Origin of the sequence: Enterobacter roggenkampii (assembly GCF_001729805.1) — a bacterium.
In the GTDB taxonomy this organism is placed as follows: domain Bacteria; phylum Pseudomonadota; class Gammaproteobacteria; order Enterobacterales; family Enterobacteriaceae; genus Enterobacter; species Enterobacter roggenkampii.
This window is the reverse complement of the sequence record NZ_CP017184.1, coordinates 1,891,613-1,906,682: the sequence shown is the minus strand read 5'-3', so window position 1 is coordinate 1,906,682 and position 15,070 is coordinate 1,891,613. Positions and strand designations below refer to the sequence as shown.

Here is a 15,070-nt window from a genome sequence, read left to right as displayed (position 1 = left end):
CCCTCACCTGCCGCGATAAGTTGTCATCATGGCTTAACGCCTTGATAACAATATTATGTGAAACAGCACAGATTATTTCTGAAACACCGTTTCCATTTTCCTTTTATCTTAAAATCAGCGTATAATGCGCGCCTAATCCCTGGTGAATGGTTTCAGCGCTTGGAATACAAAAAACAACGTACAACTTCTCCTCTCCTTCGTTGGGCTGTCACTCAGGCACACTTTCTTCTGCACGCTCATTTGATGTCTCCTATCCTTAGTGCGTGTCATATACTCTTTTGCAACACAGGTTTGACTCCGCGGCGGTGCGCCCCCGGAGCGAGATTTCCATATCCTTCCCAACTTAAAGACTAAGACTGTCATGAAAAAGACGAAAATTGTTTGTACTATCGGCCCGAAAACCGAATCTGAAGAGATGCTGAGCAAAATGCTGGATGCCGGCATGAACGTGATGCGTCTGAACTTCTCCCACGGCGACTACGCAGAACACGGCCAGCGCATCCAGAACTTGCGCAACGTGATGAGCAAGACCGGTAAAAAAGCGGCCATCCTGCTGGATACCAAAGGTCCAGAAATCCGTACCATCAAGCTGGAAGGCGGTAACGACGTCTCTCTGAAAGCGGGCCAGACCTTCACCTTCACCACCGACAAATCCGTGGTCGGCAACAGCGAAATCGTTGCAGTGACCTACGAAGGCTTCACCAGCGATCTGTCCGTTGGTAACACCGTGCTGGTCGACGATGGCCTGATCGGTATGGAAGTCACCGCTATCGAAGGCAACAAAGTTATCTGTAAAGTGCTGAACAACGGCGACCTGGGCGAAAACAAAGGCGTTAACCTGCCGGGCGTCTCCATCGCGCTGCCAGCCCTGGCTGAAAAAGACAAACAGGACCTGATCTTCGGCTGCGAGCAAGGCGTTGACTTCGTCGCGGCCTCCTTCATCCGTAAGCGTTCCGACGTGGTTGAAATCCGTGAGCACCTGAAAGCACACGGCGGCGAGAAGATCCAGATCATCTCCAAAATCGAAAACCAGGAAGGCCTGAACAACTTCGACGAAATCCTCGAAGCGTCTGACGGCATCATGGTTGCACGTGGTGACCTGGGCGTAGAAATCCCTGTTGAAGAAGTGATCTTCGCGCAGAAGATGATGATCGAGAAGTGTGTGCGCGCGCGTAAAGTGGTTATCACCGCCACGCAGATGCTGGACTCCATGATCAAAAACCCACGCCCAACCCGCGCTGAAGCAGGCGACGTGGCGAACGCCATTCTCGACGGTACTGACGCAGTAATGCTGTCCGGTGAATCCGCGAAAGGTAAATACCCGCTGGAAGCGGTCGGCATCATGGCGACCATCTGTGAACGTACTGACCGCGTGATGACCAGCCGTCTGGACTTCAACAACGACAGCCGCAAGCTGCGTATCACCGAAGCAGTATGCCGCGGTGCGGTAGAAACTGCTGAGAAACTGGAAGCACCACTGATTGTGGTTGCTACTCAGGGCGGTAAATCTGCGCGCGCCGTGCGTAAATACTTCCCGGATGCGACCATCCTGGCCCTGACCACCAACGAAACCACCGCTCGTCAGCTGGTGCTGAGCAAAGGCGTCGTTGCGCACCTGGTTAAAGAGATCGCCTCTACTGACGATTTCTACATTCAGGGTAAAGCACTGGCTCTGGAAAGCGGTCTGGCGCAGAAAGGCGACGTTGTGGTAATGGTTTCTGGCGCCCTGGTACCAAGCGGCACCACCAATACCGCATCTGTTCACGTGCTGTAATAATTCCCGAACGAATTAATTTGGATAAAAAGCGCCCATTGGGCGCTTTTTTTATTCCCGGCATTAGCCAAACGCATTCAAAATGCAAATCGGGTTTTTCTATTTAATTGCGAATTATCTAAGATGAATCCGATGATAAATGCCTTTTTTTTCTTAGATTTTTGCCCGAAAAGGGCTGATTCGGTGCTTCTTTGAGCGAACGATCAAAAATAGGTGTATTCCCATCAAAAAAATATTCTCAACCCAAAAAACTTTGTGTAATACTTGTAACGCTACATGGAGATTAACTCAATCTAGAGGGTATTAATAATGAATCGTACTAAACTGGTACTGGGCGCGGTAATCCTGGGTTCTACTCTGCTGGCTGGTTGCTCCAGCAACGCTAAAATCGATCAGCTGTCTTCTGACGTTCAGACTCTGAACGCTAAAGTTGACCAGCTGAGCAACGACGTGAACGCAATGCGTTCCGACGTTCAGGCTGCTAAAGACGACGCAGCTCGCGCTAACCAGCGTCTGGACAACCAGGCTACTAAATACCGTAAGTAATAGTACCTGTTAATAAAATGGCGCACATTGTGCGCCATTTTTTTTGCCTGCGTCAAACGCCTACTGCGTCACCCTCTCCCCTTCATCTTCCGCCACCGCAGCAGACACCCGGCTGTTCTGCACCGACAACACGCTATTGCTGGCTGACGGGCCGCTACCGGACGACACGATAACCGGGATCCCGGCACGACGTGACAGCGCTTTATCAATCAGCGCCTTATCGCTTCCTGCCTGAGAAACAAAGGCCGCAAAGTCGGCGGAATGGGTAATGGGCGAGACCTGCGGATTTTCCCCTTCTACCTGCGCCAACGGACGGTGGACCTCAATATAGCGTTTACCATCCGGCTCCACGGAAAACTTCACGGGTTCATTAATAATCTGCACCCGCGTGCCCACCCGCACCTGTTCGAACAGCGCCTTAATGTCCGGGGCGTTCATCCGCATACAGCCAGAGCTGACACGCAGGCCAACGCTGTCCGGCGCGCTGGTGCCATGAATGAGATATTCCCCATTCCCCACGCCTAAACGCAGTGCGAAGCGTCCCAGGGGGTTATTTGGCCCGGCAGGGACCACCGGAGGCAGTTTAATGCCCTGCTCCAGAGAACGTGCTCGTATGCCCGGCGTGGGTGTCCAGGTGGGATTCGGGATCTTCTGGCTCACCCGCGTGGTCGTCACCGGCGTTTCCAGCCCCAGTTGCCCTATACCCAGAGGATAAACCTGAACAATATTTTGCCCCGGCGGGAAGTAGTAGAGCCGAAGCTCAGCAAGATTCACCACAATCCCCTCGCGGGGCGTATCCGGCAACAGCATTTGCGACGGAATGGTTATCACGGTTCCCGGCGCAGGGTTTACCGGCGCAATGGTATTGTTGGTTTCCAGGAGCACCTGCGCCGCCGTATTAAACCGGCGGGCGATGGTCTGCAGCTTATTATCCCCTTCCTGTATCGTGTAGGTTTGATTTTGCCCAATCAGACGGCTGCCTGCGGGCGGCAACGGATAGTCCATCGCGCGGGCCGAATGAAGGGCGCCGAGCGAACTGAGGAGTAATAGAGTAATGAGAGACGCGCGCTTCATGCTGAGATTCCTTATTCACTGACAGAACGCCAGAAAGCTGAAAAACCAGCGAGGCGGGAACCACCTCGCGAAACAGAATGAATGCTGTTCTGTAAGTCTAGCTAAGGATTGCAGCTTTGGCGCGGATGGCGCGAATCATCGCTTCCAGTCCCTGAGAGCGGGACGGGGTGAGGTGTTGGGTTAAGGCCATTTTTTCAAACCACGGACGAACATCGAACGCGACAATGTCCTGCGCCGACATCTGCTGGTAAAGGCTAAAGACGACCGCAATAAGCCCTTTTACAATCGCGGCGTCGCTGTCGCCGCGCAATTCAATCGTGCCATCATCCGACTGCGCCATCACAATCCACACCTGGCTCTGGCAGCCCTGAATACTGTTTTCCGGGCTGTGCGCCTCTTCATCGAGCGGCGGCAAGCGCTGTCCCAGCTCGATGATATAGAGATACTTCTCTTCCCAGTTTGCGCAACGCGAGAAGTTGCGCAGCAATTTATCTTTGTCCGGCAGCTCTGCCATCTTTTGCCTCTCCGTTAGCCCAGCAGCTGGTGAATGCGCTTGAGCCCCGCCACCAGCCTGTCGACCTCTTCCGTCGTGTTGTACATCACCAGCGATGCGCGGCACATTGCCGGCACCTGGTAAAACGCCATCAGCGGCATGGCGCAGTGGTGCCCGGTGCGGACCGCCACGCCGTAGTTATCGAGGAAACTGCCCACGTCATAGGCGTGGTGTTTCCCAAGATTAAACGCGATTACCCCTTGCCGATCGGCAGGTCCGTAGAGGGTCAAATCCGGCACGCTGGCAAGCTCTGCAAGCGCGTAGTGCATCAGCAGCTGTTCATACTCCTGAATGGCATCAAGACCGATGGCAGAGACGTAAGAGACCGCCGCCCCCAGCCCGATAATGCCCCCGGTGTTGGGCGTGCCCGCCTCAAAACGCCACGGGGCGCGCGCGTAGGTTGTGCCTTCCGTCAGGCTGACGGTGGCGATCATCGACCCGCCCCCTTCCCACGGCGGCATCGCCTGCAGGATCTCTTCTTTCACATACAGCACGCCAATCCCGGTCGGCCCGTAGAGCTTGTGGCCTGAAAAGACGTAGAAATCACAGTCCAGCGCCTGGACGTCAACCGCGTGGTGCATCACCGCCTGCGCGCCGTCAATCAGGACCTTTGCGCCCGCCTGGTGGGCCTTCTCGACGATCTCTGCCACCGGGTTTTCGGTCCCCAGCACGTTGGAGACCTGGGTAACCGCCACCAGCCGCGTGCGGTCATCCAGCAAGAGGTCAAGCTGCTCAAGCTGAAGCGTCCCGTCAGCGTTTAGCGGGATCACCCGCAGCTGGGCGCCCACGCGCTCGCAGAGCATCTGCCACGGCACGATATTGGCGTGGTGCTCCATCTGGGTGATGATGATGTTATCCCCCGCGTGGACCTGCGCGTTGCCCCAGCTGTTAGCAACAAGGTTGATCCCTTCGGTGGTCCCGCGAACAAAGACCAGTTCTTCCGGCGAGCGGGCGTTAAGGAAGGCAGCAAGCTGCGTGCGCACGTTTTCCATACGCTGGGTCGCCTCGGCGCTCAGGGTGTGAATACCGCGATGCACGGCGGCATAGCCGTGGCGATAGAACTCGGCTTCGGCATTCACCACCTGATTCGGCTTCTGCGCGCTGGCCGCGCTGTCCAGGTAGGCCAGCGGCAGACCGTTTACTTCACGGGTCAGAACCAGGAAATCTGCCCGTACTTTTTCGACGGGAAAACTCATGCTTCGCCTCCAGGCAGGCGCTGACCGATCCGATCCAGCACCTGCAGTTTTAACTGACCATCGTGCAGCGCTTCCGTCAGTTCGGCGGCAAACGCGTAGATAATCATTTTCTGCGCCGCCTGCTGGTCGATGCCGCGAGAGCGCAGGTAGAACATCTGCTCGTCGTCGATTCGCCCGACCGTCGCACCGTGGCTGCACTTCACGTCGTCGGCGTAGATCTCCAGCTGCGGCTTGGTGTCCACCTCCGCCAGGCGACCTAACAGCAGATTGTTGTTGGTCATCTGCCCGTCGGTTTTAATGGCGTGCTGCGCCACGTTAATCAGGCCGTTAAACACCGCACGCCCTTTATCACTCACGATGGTTTTATGCAGCTGGCGGCTGTTGCAGTAGCCTTTGTTGTGTTCCAGCCAGGTGCGCGTGTCACACACTTCTGATTTAACCGGCATCGCCAGGCTGTTGATGCGCAGCGTGGTGTTTTCACCGTTAAGCTGCGTGCTGGTGTTGTGGCGCAGCACCGCCCCGCCGAGCAGGAAGCTGTGGCTGTACGCGGCGGCATCCTGTCCCAGGACAATGTCGTTATGGGCAAAGTGGTGGCTCTGCGCATTCTCAAACGCCAGCTTGATGTGGTGTAGCTGGGCATTCGCCGCCACGTTCATCGTCAGTCGCGACCCGGTAAAGTGACGTGTCTCATTGAGGCTGACGTAGTGTTCGATGACCGTGGCCTCCGCCCCCTCCGCCAGCTCAAGATGGTGGCGATAGTGCGCGGTATTGATTTCGTCACCGTCCAGACCCTGAGTGATGTGCATCAGCAGCAGCGGTTTGGCCGGACGCTGGTTACGCTTCACGCGGATATGCGTCACGCTGCGGGCCAGGCTTTCGGTCAGGTGCAGAAAGACCTCAGGCTGAACCGGGGCGCTCAGGCGCTGGCGATCGTCGTTTATCTCAATCTCAAATCCGCTCTCCTGGAGCGTGTCGCTCAGCTCAGGGCGGAACTGACCGTCGACAAACACCAGGCGCACGGCATCCACGCCCACTGCCAGCGCGTCACGCTGTGCAGGCGTGAGATCCGCCAGGCGGGTCACAAACTCGGCGTTCAGCAAGCCATCAAGCGGGGTGTACTTCCAGTTCTCATGCTTACGCGTCGGCAGGCCAAGACGCAGCATCTGCTGCAGATGCTGTTGCGCCTGCTCAGAGCGCGTGCCGCCCTGGGCTTCAAACAGCCGGTGCCACTGCTGGAGCGCATTACTGCTGTTCGGTAAGCCAGCCATAACCCTGCTCCTCCAGTTGTTTAACCAGCGTGAAATCACCGGATTTCACAATGCGTCCCTGGTAAAGCACGTGGACGTAATCCGGCTTGATGTAGTCCAGAATGCGCTGGTAGTGGGTGACGATAATAAACGAGCGCTTGCCGTCGCGCAGGGCGTTCACCCCGTCAGCGACAATCTTCAGGGCGTCGATATCCAGACCGGAGTCGGTCTCATCCAGAATGCACAGCTCGGGCTCCAGCACCGCCATTTGCAGAATGTCGTTACGCTTTTTCTCGCCGCCGGAAAAACCGACGTTCACCGAGCGGGTGAGCAAATCTTCCGGCATTTTCAGCAGCTTGATTTTCTCTTCCATTAAATCCTGGAAGTCGAAGCGGTCGAGCGCCTCCAGCCCCCGGTATTTCCGCACCGCGTTGAGCGCGGTTTGCAGGAAGAACTGGTTGCTGACGCCGGGGATTTCTACCGGATACTGGAAGGCCATAAAGATGCCCTCGCCCGCGCGGTCTTCCGGCGACATCTCCAGCAGATCTTTGCCGTTAAATTCGACCGAGCCGTGGGTCACCTCATAATCTTCGCGTCCCGCCAGCGTCGCAGAAAGCGTACTTTTCCCGGAACCGTTCGGCCCCATGATGGCGTGGACTTCGCCCGGCTTGACGTCAAAATTGAGGCCACGCAGGATGGCTTTATCTTCTACGCTGACCTGTAAATCTTTAATGCTTAACATGTGCTTTCCTTAACCGACGCTGTGTTCAAGACTAATGGCGAGGAGTTTCTGGGCTTCAACGGCAAATTCCAGCGGCAGTTCAGAGAACACGTCCTTACAGAAGCCGTTTACGATCATCGAGATGGCATCCTCTTCGCTGATCCCGCGCTGCAGGCAGTAGAAGAGCTGATCTTCCCCAATCCGTGACGTGGTCGCCTCGTGCTCCAGCTGGGCCGTGTTATTACGGCATTCGACGTATGGGAAGGTATGCGCCCCGCAGTCAGCGCCAATCAGCATCGAGTCACACTGGGTGAAGTTTCGCGCATTGGTCGCCGTCGGCATGATTTTCACCAGCCCGCGATAGCTGTTCTGGCTGTGTCCGGCGGAGATACCTTTCGAGATAATGGTCGATCTGGTGTTTTTACCAATGTGGATCATCTTGGTACCGGTATCCGCCTGCTGATGACCGCTGGTGAGCGCCACCGAGTAAAACTCGCCGATGGAGTTATCCCCGCGCAGGATGCAGCTCGGGTATTTCCAGGTGATGGCCGAGCCGGTTTCTGACTGGGTCCACGACATCTTGCTGTTTTCGCCTTCGCACAGCGCACGCTTGGTCACGAAGTTCAGGATGCCGCCGGTATTGCCGTCGCCCGGGAACCAGTTTTGCACCGTCGAGTATTTCACCTCGGCGTCTTTATGGATGATGACCTCCACCACCGCCGCGTGCAGCTGATAGCTGTCGCGCACAGGTGCGGAACACCCTTCGATGTAGCTGACGTAGCTGCCTTCATCCGCGACCAGTATGGTACGTTCGAACTGGCCGGTTTTTTCGGCATTAATGCGGAAATAGGTGGAAAGCTCCATCGGACAGCGCACGCCTTTCGGCACGTAAATAAAGGTGCCGTCCGAGGCCACCGCCGCGTTAAGCGCCGCAAAGAAGTTGTCGTTAGAGGGCACCACGGTTCCGATGTACTTTTTCACCAGTTCAGGATGATCGTGAATCGCTTCGCCGAAGGAGCAGAAAATGATCCCCTGCTCTGCCAGCTTCTCGCGGTAGGTGGTGGCCACCGAGACCGAGTCAAAGATAGCGTCCACCGCCACCTCTTTCCCTTCGCGCACCGGTACGCCCAGTTGGTTAAAGGCTTCTTCCACCTCTTTGCTGAGGAAACTGTTCTCCGCGCCGGTTTGCTGCACCGCGCCGGGCTGCGAGGCGCAGGTGACATCGCAGCTGCCGCAGGAGGGCGCGGAGTAGTAGCTGTAGTCCTGATAGTTCAGCTTGTCATAATGCGCTTTCAGCCAGTGGGGCTCTTCCATCTCCAGCCAGGCGCGGTAGGCGCTCAGGCGAAACTCCAGCATCCACTCGGGCTCGTTACGTTTCGCCGAGATCGCCCGCACGACATCTTCATTGATGCCTTTTGCCAGCTCATCGGTCTGCAGCTGGGTGAAGAACCCCTCTTTATAGTTGAGGTGCCCGCCGCTCCAGGTATTTACTTCACTCGTTGCTTCAGTATTACGAGACATAGTTCCGCCTATACCCCAAAGCTTTCGCCGCAGCCGCATTCGTTCTGGGCTTTCGGGTTATGAAATTTGAATAACTGGTTTAAGCCTTCGCGGACGTAGTCCACTTCGGTGCCGTCGATAAAGGGCATGGCCTGCAGCGCGACGTACAGTTTTGCGCCGTCGGTCTCGAACACCAGGTCATCTTTCTCGGGTTCGGTGACGGTATCAAGCACGTAACCGAAACCTGCGCAGCCGGTCTGTTTGACACCTAAACGCACGCCGAGGATCTCGGGCTTTTTCGCCACCAGCTCGTGAATATGTGCCGCCGCCGCTGGCGTGAGCGTTAACCCGCGCCAGGCAAAATCGGCAGGATTAAAGGTTTCTGAATGCAGTTCCATAGGTCCACCTCATCTGATAAGCCATCAGGGCATAACACCATGTTAGTGATAACGATTATCACTTCAACCCTCTGTCAGCAGGGGCATTCGGCTAAACCGCCCTTTTTGCCTACTTTTATTAAGCATAGACCCTGTGGCAGGATGCAGGCAGGATGGATTTAATTGTTCAATACATTGATTAATAATGCATTTTGTCGTGGCATATGGGCAGGAGAGGAGAAACGTAAAATATGCATTGGAAATGCCTATTTTTGAGATAGCTTTTGCATGGAAAGTGACAAAAATAAAAAAAGGCCCTCAAGGCCTCTTACACTTAATGATGAAATGAGACAGCAAACCCCTGTTCACGCCAGTGGTCGAGCTGTTCCTGCTGTCGAGGCGTTGGCGATTTCCCCGTCCAGACGAAGATTTTTTGTCCCGGGAACAGTTCAGGACGCGGCGAATCAATCGGTTCTGCCAGGACGTCAATGTGCCAGCCCTTCTGCGCTAAGCGCGCGGCTTCGAGCCACAGATGGGTGCGGTCATCGCACTCCCAGCCGATCAGGAGAGCGTCTTTACCGGCTTTCTTACGGGACTCCGCCAGGCTTGCAATCGCGAATTCAATCAGGACACCGTCTAACAGGCTCGCCATGTGTCGCACGGTATTTTGGTCCTGGTTCATCCGCTGACGGACGGGAGAAATGATATTGTCAATCAGGGAATCTATCGGGTGATCGCGGCGGAACTCACCAATTTTGGCACGCAGCTTTGCCGGGCTGGCGTAGCGCAGAACGGTCATCATCTCTTCCTGGAACGAGACCCAGTTGCCCTGAGTCAACACTTCCTTGTTTTCCAGCAAGGCTTTTACTTTCCCGACCGAAACGCCGCTCTTCATCAGGCGTTTGATCTCTTCTATACGCAGGATATCTTCATCGTCAAACTGACGATGGCCCCCTTCGCTGCGCTGCGGCTTCAACAATCCATAACGGCGCTGCCAGGCACGCAGCGTAACGGGGTTGATACCGCATCGTTCGGCCACTTCGCCGATACTGTAATAGGCCATTAACTCCCTCACGCTCAGAACTTCCATACCTAACTGCACCAACCTTATCAGATTGTACAAACCATTTGTATAACTAAGACCGCATTTTGAACGGGTGAATGGCTTACCACCCCATCCACCTGTTAATACATTGTTGTATAAAATTTACCGTTCGTACAGTAACGACTGCCAGATTGTGTACAGCTTTATCACAATTCGAACTTTTTCTCCGGCCAGGCAATGGCTGGAATACCGCCGTGCCGGGGGCTGGCAAAAAGATGCCCCTGGAACTGGGAAATTCCCGCAGACTCCAGCCACATCCACTCTTCTGCCTTCTCTACCCCCACCGCGCAGAACTGGATTTCAAGCGAGGAACAGCATTTGATGATCGCCTGAATGATGGCCTGTCGGGGGCCACTTTTATGCACGTTCGCGACCAGATCGCGATTAATCTTAATTCTGTCAGGCTGGAAGTGGGCCAGCAGCTGCAGCCCGGCAAAACCGGCACCAAAGTGATCGATCGTCACGCTGATACCCGCGCTTTTTAACTGCCTGACCGAATCCGTGAATTCATCAAAACGGGAAATGGCTTCGCTCTCGGTGAACTCCACCACGATTTGCTCAGGTACAAAACCGTTTGCTTCAATCGCGGTGAGCAGAAAATCCACGGCGTTGGGAATGTTAACCAGCGTCATAGGCAGCAGGTTCAGGGATAACGTCTGGTCCTGTAACCCCAGCGCGCTGGCCATAGACAGAGCCACCTGCTTGCTCTGCAAATCAGAGGTGTACACTTCCTCCTGCGAAAGGCTGGCGAAATAGGCCCCCGGCGAGTCGCCGGACGGGGTGCGGAGAAGCGCCTCCCAGGAGACAACCTGCTGCATAAACGGATCGACTATCGGCTGGAACGCGAAGCTGCAATCCGCCCCTTTCGCGACCACCTCAGGCTGCGCGGACAAGCGCGTTTCTTCGCGAACGAATTCCCATGAGTCCGCAGGCGGCAGTTCAAAATAGTTCGCTTTTTCCGTGGCCTCGACAAAGGTGCGGAAAAACTGCAGAGGGCGGTCGTTATACGTCAGCTGGTAGCGTGTCGTCCCCTTATCGAGCACCTGCTGCAGTACCTCGTCCCTGTCGAAGTGGCGCAAATCAAAAAGCTCCATACCCACGTTGCCAAAACGCCGGACAGGGCCGTGATCGCGCATCAACTCGACCACGTTATGGTGGCGCGGGTCGTTGCAGATCTGCTCATAGATAGCCGACACGTTCTCAACCGGCCCTTCCAGCAGTTGAAAAAAATGTGTGCCGTTAAACAGCAGGATCCCCGTGACATTGGATTGCCGATTTTTACGATTTGCAGCAGCGACCATTGCTTCCAGCGCTTTCACTGGAACGTCCTCGCAGATATGACTGCGGTAAATGATGGTTGTGAGCATGCTATTCCTGGGGGGTTAGGGTTTTGGCCACGAAAGACGTGGGTAATGTTCATTTATAGCACATTAATTGCCTGACAAATAATTTACATCTCAACCATTTACGGCAGTTAATGGGACCGTTTGACTCGGCTGTACAACTTACCAGCACATGCGCTTTTTGTACAATATATCCTGCACTCCGCCCCCTTCACAACACTGACACAACACAATGAAAAATAAATGATTTATTAAATATATCGTAAAAAATCTAAAAATCTGTACATTTTAGATGTACAGATTTGGAAATTGTGTATACCTTAAATGTAACGTTACTGATTACAAAATTTTACAGGAGCGAAACATGCAGCAGAAAGGTTACGTCGCAGATTCCGCAGCAGCAATCGCACAGTACTTCGAAAAAGCCGCGCTTCCGACCCAACAGGAAACGCTGGGCCAGGTGGTTGTTGAAATTCTCAGCGACGGGCGAAACCTTAATCGCAAATCGCTTTGTACAAAATTGCTCAGCCGCCTCGAAAAGGCCGATGGGCCGGAAGAGGAAGAGCATTACCACATGCTGCTTGGTCTGCTCTTCGAACGGTAAGGATATGAATCGCAGTAACGCAGACCGACTGATAGACCAGCTTATCGGTGAAGCCGTTCTCTCTCTTCTGAAAGAGCGGGGGCCGGTGACAACAGAAGGCTTGCTACAGCGTCTGCGGGTCATGAAAGAACATGAAAAGGATCCCCAGCGGCGGGAGACACTTGCGATGGTGATTGCCGAGATCGGCTCAAACAGCATCGCCTTTACACGTCGCAGAACCGCGCAAGGACGAACAAAAAGAGAGGGATCTCTCAACGATAACCGAGACAATGTAGTGCCGTTATTTGGAAGTGGAAAACCGTCCGATCCCAAAAAAATACATTGACTGCAATTTAACAGCTACGGTGAGAACAAATGAGACAAAATATTCAGCTTCAACCCGAATATCACTCTGCTTTTTTAGACAGTGCGCTGGCGGAGTATTTCCGCCATGCAGGCGATCGTTTTGCTGAAGAGTCCGCTATTTTTTCTACTGCAGTACGCTGTGTTCTGGCCTCCGAAGGTCATCTTTCCAATAAAGCGATCATCCTCTGGCTCATTCAGACGCTGGAATCCACCAACGACGTGGTTCAGGCGGATGTGATTCGTAAGACGCTGGAAATCGTGGTGGGTTACACCATGGACGATCTCTGAGTTCCTGCTCGCCGCGCCCCCTAACGTGTCATCGTCAAAACTGACGATCGGCCTGACGATGACACGCGCCCTCCCCCATAACACACTGTAATACACGCAAAGCCAACCTGGCACGCTTCCTGCTTATCTCCGCATACGGGACTGGTTTTCCAGTCAACTTTGCTTCATTTCTTAACAGGTCTGTTATTGATGAAAAAGATCGCCAGCGTCTGCCCGTACTGCGGTGCAGGCTGTAAATTGAACCTTGTCGTTGAAAATAACCGTATCATCCGTGCCGAAGCGGCAGAGGGGGTCACAAACCAGGGCACCTTATGTCTGAAAGGGTTTTACGGCTGGGACTTCCTCAACGACACCCGTCTTCTCACCCCCCGCCTTACCCAGCCCATGATCCGCTACCGCAAAGGCGAAGCCTTCACCCCCGTTACCTGGGAAGAGGCGATCCGCTACACCGCCCACAGGCTCAGCAGCATTAAAGCGCAGCACGGGCCGCGGTCGATCATGACCACCGGCTCCTCTCGCGGCACCGGCAATGAAACCAACTACGTGATGCAAAAGTTTGCCCGCGCGGTGCTGAACACCAACAACGTGGACTGCTGCGCGCGCGTCTGTCATGGCCCGTCCGTGGCGGGTTTACAGGAAACGCTCGGCAACGGCGCGATGAGCAACTCCATTAACGATATTGAAAACTCAAAATGCCTGCTGGTCTTTGGCTATAACTGCGCGGACTCCCACCCTATCGTTGCCCGCCGCGTGCTGAAAGCGCGTGAAAACGGCGCAAAAATTATCGTCTGCGATCCGCGGCGTATTGAAACGGCGCGTATTGCCGACCAACATCTGCAGCTGAAAAATGGCAGCAACATGGCGCTGGTGAACGCCTTTGGCTATGTGCTGCTGGAAGAGGAGCTGTACGACAAAAGCTACGTGGCGCGCTTTACGGAAGGGCTTGAGGCCTACCGGCAAACGGTAAAAGACTATGCGCCTGAGAAGGTTGAACATCTTACCGGCATCCCCGCCCGTGATGTCCGCCAGGCGATGCGCACGTTCGCGGCGGCTCCTTCCGCTACCGTGATGTGGGGAATGGGCGTGACCCAGTTTGGTCAGGCCGTTGATGTGGTCAAAGGGCTGTCCAGCCTGGCGCTGCTGACCGGGAATCTCGGTCGCCCCGCCGTCGGCGTCGGACCGGTGCGCGGTCAGAACAACGTCCAGGGTGCCTGCGATATGGGCGTCCTGCCGAATATGTTCCCCGGCTATCAGGATGTGACCGACCCGGCGGTCCGGCAGAAGTTCGCTGATGCCTGGGGTATTGATGTCAATAAAATGGACGATCGCGTCGGGACGCGCATTACCGAAGTGCCGCATCTTGCGCTGGAAGGCAAGGTCAAAGCCTATTACATCATGGGAGAAGATCCGCTCCAGACGGAAGCCGATCTCGGCCTGGTGCGCAGCGGTTTTGAGGCGCTCGAGTTTGTCGTGGTTCAGGACATCTTTATGACCAAAACGGCAGAGGTGGCGGACGTTCTGCTTCCGGCTACCTCATGGGGTGAACACGGCGGCGTCTTTACCTGTGCCGATCGCGGCTTCCAGCGTTTTGGCAAAGCCATTGAAGCCAGCGGCAACGTGAAGCGCGACTGGGAGATCATCAGCCTGCTCGCCACCGAGATGGGCTACCCGATGCATTATGACTCCAACCAGCAGATCTGGGACGAGATGCGCGAGCTGTGCCCGCTCTTCTACGGCGTGACGTATGAAAAAATGGGCGAGATGGGTCACGTTCAATGGCCGTGCCCGACGCTGGATCATCCCGGTACGCCGTACCTGTACAAAGATAATCAGTTCGATACCCCGAGCGGTAAAGGGCAGCTCTTTGCCGCACCGTGGCGCGCGCCGGCAGAAACTCCGGATGCGGATTTCCCGCTGGTGCTCTGTACGGTCCGCGAGGTGGGCCACTACTCCTGCCGCTCCATGACCGGGAACTGCGCCGCGCTGCAAAGCCTGGCCGACGAGCCGGGTCGGGTGCAAATGAACCCTGCCGATGCGGACAAGCTGGGCATTACCGACGGACAGCTGGTCTGGGTGCGCTCCCGCCGGGGGAAAGTAATTTCCCGCGCCAGCATCAGCGAGCGTATCAACGCCGGGGCCGTTTATATGACCTATCAGTGGTGGATTGGCGCCTGCAACGAGCTAACCCAGGATAACCTCGATCCCATCTCCAAAACCCCGGAAACGAAGTACTGCGCGGTGCAGCTGGAGGCCATTGAGGACCAGCGCTGGGCAGAGGACTATGCCGCATCGGCGTATCAGTCCATGAAGTCGCGGCTGATAAGTGCGGCGAACGTCTGAGGAAAATGCCGGGTGCCGTAACCGCCACCCGGCAATCGCGTACGGTATCATGCAATA

16 protein-coding genes are annotated in these 15,070 nt (G+C 55.3%); 7 read left to right on the top strand and 9 right to left on the bottom strand.

Features of this window, described 5'->3' with window-relative positions; genetic code table 11:
- Positions 1-57 precede the first annotated feature (57 nt).
- The 3 genes from ynhH (at position 58) to lpp (ending at position 2,320) form a co-directional block, all read left to right on the top strand.
- A complete protein-coding gene (gene ynhH / locus BFV67_RS24870) occupies positions 58-354 on the top strand; it encodes a protein YnhH (protein ID WP_418251755.1) in 297 nt (98 codons plus the stop codon).
- Positions 355-361: 7 nt separating this feature from the next.
- Complete coding sequence (gene pykF, locus BFV67_RS08910) at positions 362-1,774, top strand: pyruvate kinase PykF (RefSeq protein WP_045284943.1); 1,413 nt, start codon at positions 362-364, stop codon at positions 1,772-1,774.
- Positions 1,775-2,083: 309 nt separating this feature from the next.
- Positions 2,084-2,320 carry a murein lipoprotein Lpp gene (gene lpp / locus BFV67_RS08905; protein WP_001082307.1) on the top strand — a complete coding sequence of 79 codons (237 nt, stop codon included), beginning with the start codon at positions 2,084-2,086 and terminating at the stop codon, positions 2,318-2,320.
- Between the two features lie 60 nt (positions 2,321-2,380).
- Here lpp and ldtE read toward each other — a convergent pair whose 3' ends face one another.
- The 9 genes from ldtE to BFV67_RS08860 form a co-directional block, all read right to left on the bottom strand.
- Positions 2,381-3,394, bottom strand: a complete 1,014-nt coding sequence (gene ldtE, locus BFV67_RS08900) for a L,D-transpeptidase LdtE (protein WP_045336088.1) — start codon at positions 3,392-3,394, stop codon at positions 2,381-2,383.
- Between the two features lie 97 nt (positions 3,395-3,491).
- Positions 3,492-3,908 carry a cysteine desulfuration protein SufE gene (sufE, locus tag BFV67_RS08895; protein ID WP_021241111.1) on the bottom strand — a complete coding sequence of 139 codons (417 nt, stop codon included), beginning with the start codon at positions 3,906-3,908 and terminating at the stop codon, positions 3,492-3,494.
- A gap of 14 nt (positions 3,909-3,922) precedes the next feature.
- Positions 3,923-5,143: a cysteine desulfurase SufS gene (gene sufS / locus BFV67_RS08890; protein WP_069598165.1), complete on the bottom strand. Its 1,221-nt coding sequence runs from the start codon at positions 5,141-5,143 to the stop codon at positions 3,923-3,925.
- Positions 5,140-6,411 (bottom strand): Fe-S cluster assembly protein SufD, encoded by a 1,272-nt coding sequence (gene sufD, locus BFV67_RS08885; protein ID WP_069598164.1) that lies wholly within the window; start codon positions 6,409-6,411, stop codon positions 5,140-5,142. Before sufD ends, sufS begins: the two co-directional genes overlap by 4 nt.
- Positions 6,386-7,132 (bottom strand): Fe-S cluster assembly ATPase SufC, encoded by a 747-nt coding sequence (sufC, locus tag BFV67_RS08880; protein WP_008500629.1) that lies wholly within the window; start codon positions 7,130-7,132, stop codon positions 6,386-6,388. The genes sufD and sufC overlap by 26 nt, the downstream gene beginning before the upstream one ends.
- 9 nt (positions 7,133-7,141) lie before the next feature.
- Positions 7,142-8,632 carry a Fe-S cluster assembly protein SufB gene (gene sufB, locus BFV67_RS08875; RefSeq protein WP_069598163.1) on the bottom strand — a complete coding sequence of 497 codons (1,491 nt, stop codon included), beginning with the start codon at positions 8,630-8,632 and terminating at the stop codon, positions 7,142-7,144.
- A gap of 8 nt (positions 8,633-8,640) precedes the next feature.
- Entirely contained in the window at positions 8,641-9,009 is a 369-nt protein-coding gene (gene sufA / locus BFV67_RS08870; protein WP_008500631.1) for a Fe-S cluster assembly scaffold SufA, read from the bottom strand.
- Between the two features lie 313 nt (positions 9,010-9,322).
- Positions 9,323-10,051, bottom strand: a complete 729-nt coding sequence (locus tag BFV67_RS08865) for a MerR family transcriptional regulator (RefSeq protein WP_008500632.1) — start codon at positions 10,049-10,051, stop codon at positions 9,323-9,325.
- Positions 10,052-10,239: 188 nt separating this feature from the next.
- On the bottom strand, positions 10,240-11,460 hold the full coding sequence (locus BFV67_RS08860; protein WP_069598162.1) for a diguanylate phosphodiesterase: 1,221 nt from the start codon (positions 11,458-11,460) through the stop codon (positions 10,240-10,242).
- A gap of 340 nt (positions 11,461-11,800) precedes the next feature.
- On the opposite strand from BFV67_RS08860, the gene ycgZ reads away from it, so the two are divergent.
- The 4 genes from ycgZ (at position 11,801) to fdhF (ending at position 15,013) form a co-directional block, all read left to right on the top strand.
- Positions 11,801-12,040, top strand: a complete 240-nt coding sequence (gene ycgZ, locus BFV67_RS08855; RefSeq protein WP_008500634.1) for a regulatory protein YcgZ — start codon at positions 11,801-11,803, stop codon at positions 12,038-12,040.
- A 4-nt stretch (positions 12,041-12,044) separates the two neighbouring features.
- Positions 12,045-12,365: a hypothetical protein gene (locus BFV67_RS08850; protein WP_021241105.1), complete on the top strand. Its 321-nt coding sequence runs from the start codon at positions 12,045-12,047 to the stop codon at positions 12,363-12,365.
- 29 nt (positions 12,366-12,394) lie between these two features.
- Complete coding sequence (locus BFV67_RS08845; protein ID WP_008500635.1) at positions 12,395-12,673, top strand: biofilm/acid-resistance regulator YmgB/AriR; 279 nt, start codon at positions 12,395-12,397, stop codon at positions 12,671-12,673.
- A gap of 189 nt (positions 12,674-12,862) precedes the next feature.
- Positions 12,863-15,013, top strand: coding sequence for a formate dehydrogenase subunit alpha (gene fdhF / locus BFV67_RS08840; protein WP_023327184.1), 2,151 nt, complete (start codon positions 12,863-12,865; stop codon positions 15,011-15,013).
- The last annotated feature ends 57 nt before the right edge of the window (positions 15,014-15,070 follow it).

Coding starts and splice junctions, on each gene's coding strand:
- pykF (WP_045284943.1), top strand. CDS start 362: ATGAAAAAGACGAAAATTGTTTGTACTATCGGCCCGAAAACCGAATCT.
- lpp (WP_001082307.1), top strand. CDS start 2,084: ATGAATCGTACTAAACTGGTACTGGGCGCGGTAATCCTGGGTTCTACT.
- ldtE (WP_045336088.1), bottom strand. CDS start 3,394: ATGAAGCGCGCGTCTCTCATTACTCTATTACTCCTCAGTTCGCTCGGC.
- sufE (WP_021241111.1), bottom strand. CDS start 3,908: ATGGCAGAGCTGCCGGACAAAGATAAATTGCTGCGCAACTTCTCGCGT.
- sufS (WP_069598165.1), bottom strand. CDS start 5,143: ATGAGTTTTCCCGTCGAAAAAGTACGGGCAGATTTCCTGGTTCTGACC.
- sufD (WP_069598164.1), bottom strand. CDS start 6,411: ATGGCTGGCTTACCGAACAGCAGTAATGCGCTCCAGCAGTGGCACCGG.
- sufC (WP_008500629.1), bottom strand. CDS start 7,132: ATGTTAAGCATTAAAGATTTACAGGTCAGCGTAGAAGATAAAGCCATC.
- sufB (WP_069598163.1), bottom strand. CDS start 8,632: ATGTCTCGTAATACTGAAGCAACGAGTGAAGTAAATACCTGGAGCGGC.
- sufA (WP_008500631.1), bottom strand. CDS start 9,009: ATGGAACTGCATTCAGAAACCTTTAATCCTGCCGATTTTGCCTGGCGC.
- BFV67_RS08865 (WP_008500632.1), bottom strand. CDS start 10,051: ATGGCCTATTACAGTATCGGCGAAGTGGCCGAACGATGCGGTATCAAC.
- BFV67_RS08860 (WP_069598162.1), bottom strand. CDS start 11,460: ATGCTCACAACCATCATTTACCGCAGTCATATCTGCGAGGACGTTCCA.
- ycgZ (WP_008500634.1), top strand. CDS start 11,801: ATGCAGCAGAAAGGTTACGTCGCAGATTCCGCAGCAGCAATCGCACAG.
- BFV67_RS08850 (WP_021241105.1), top strand. CDS start 12,045: ATGAATCGCAGTAACGCAGACCGACTGATAGACCAGCTTATCGGTGAA.
- BFV67_RS08845 (WP_008500635.1), top strand. CDS start 12,395: ATGAGACAAAATATTCAGCTTCAACCCGAATATCACTCTGCTTTTTTA.
- fdhF (WP_023327184.1), top strand. CDS start 12,863: ATGAAAAAGATCGCCAGCGTCTGCCCGTACTGCGGTGCAGGCTGTAAA.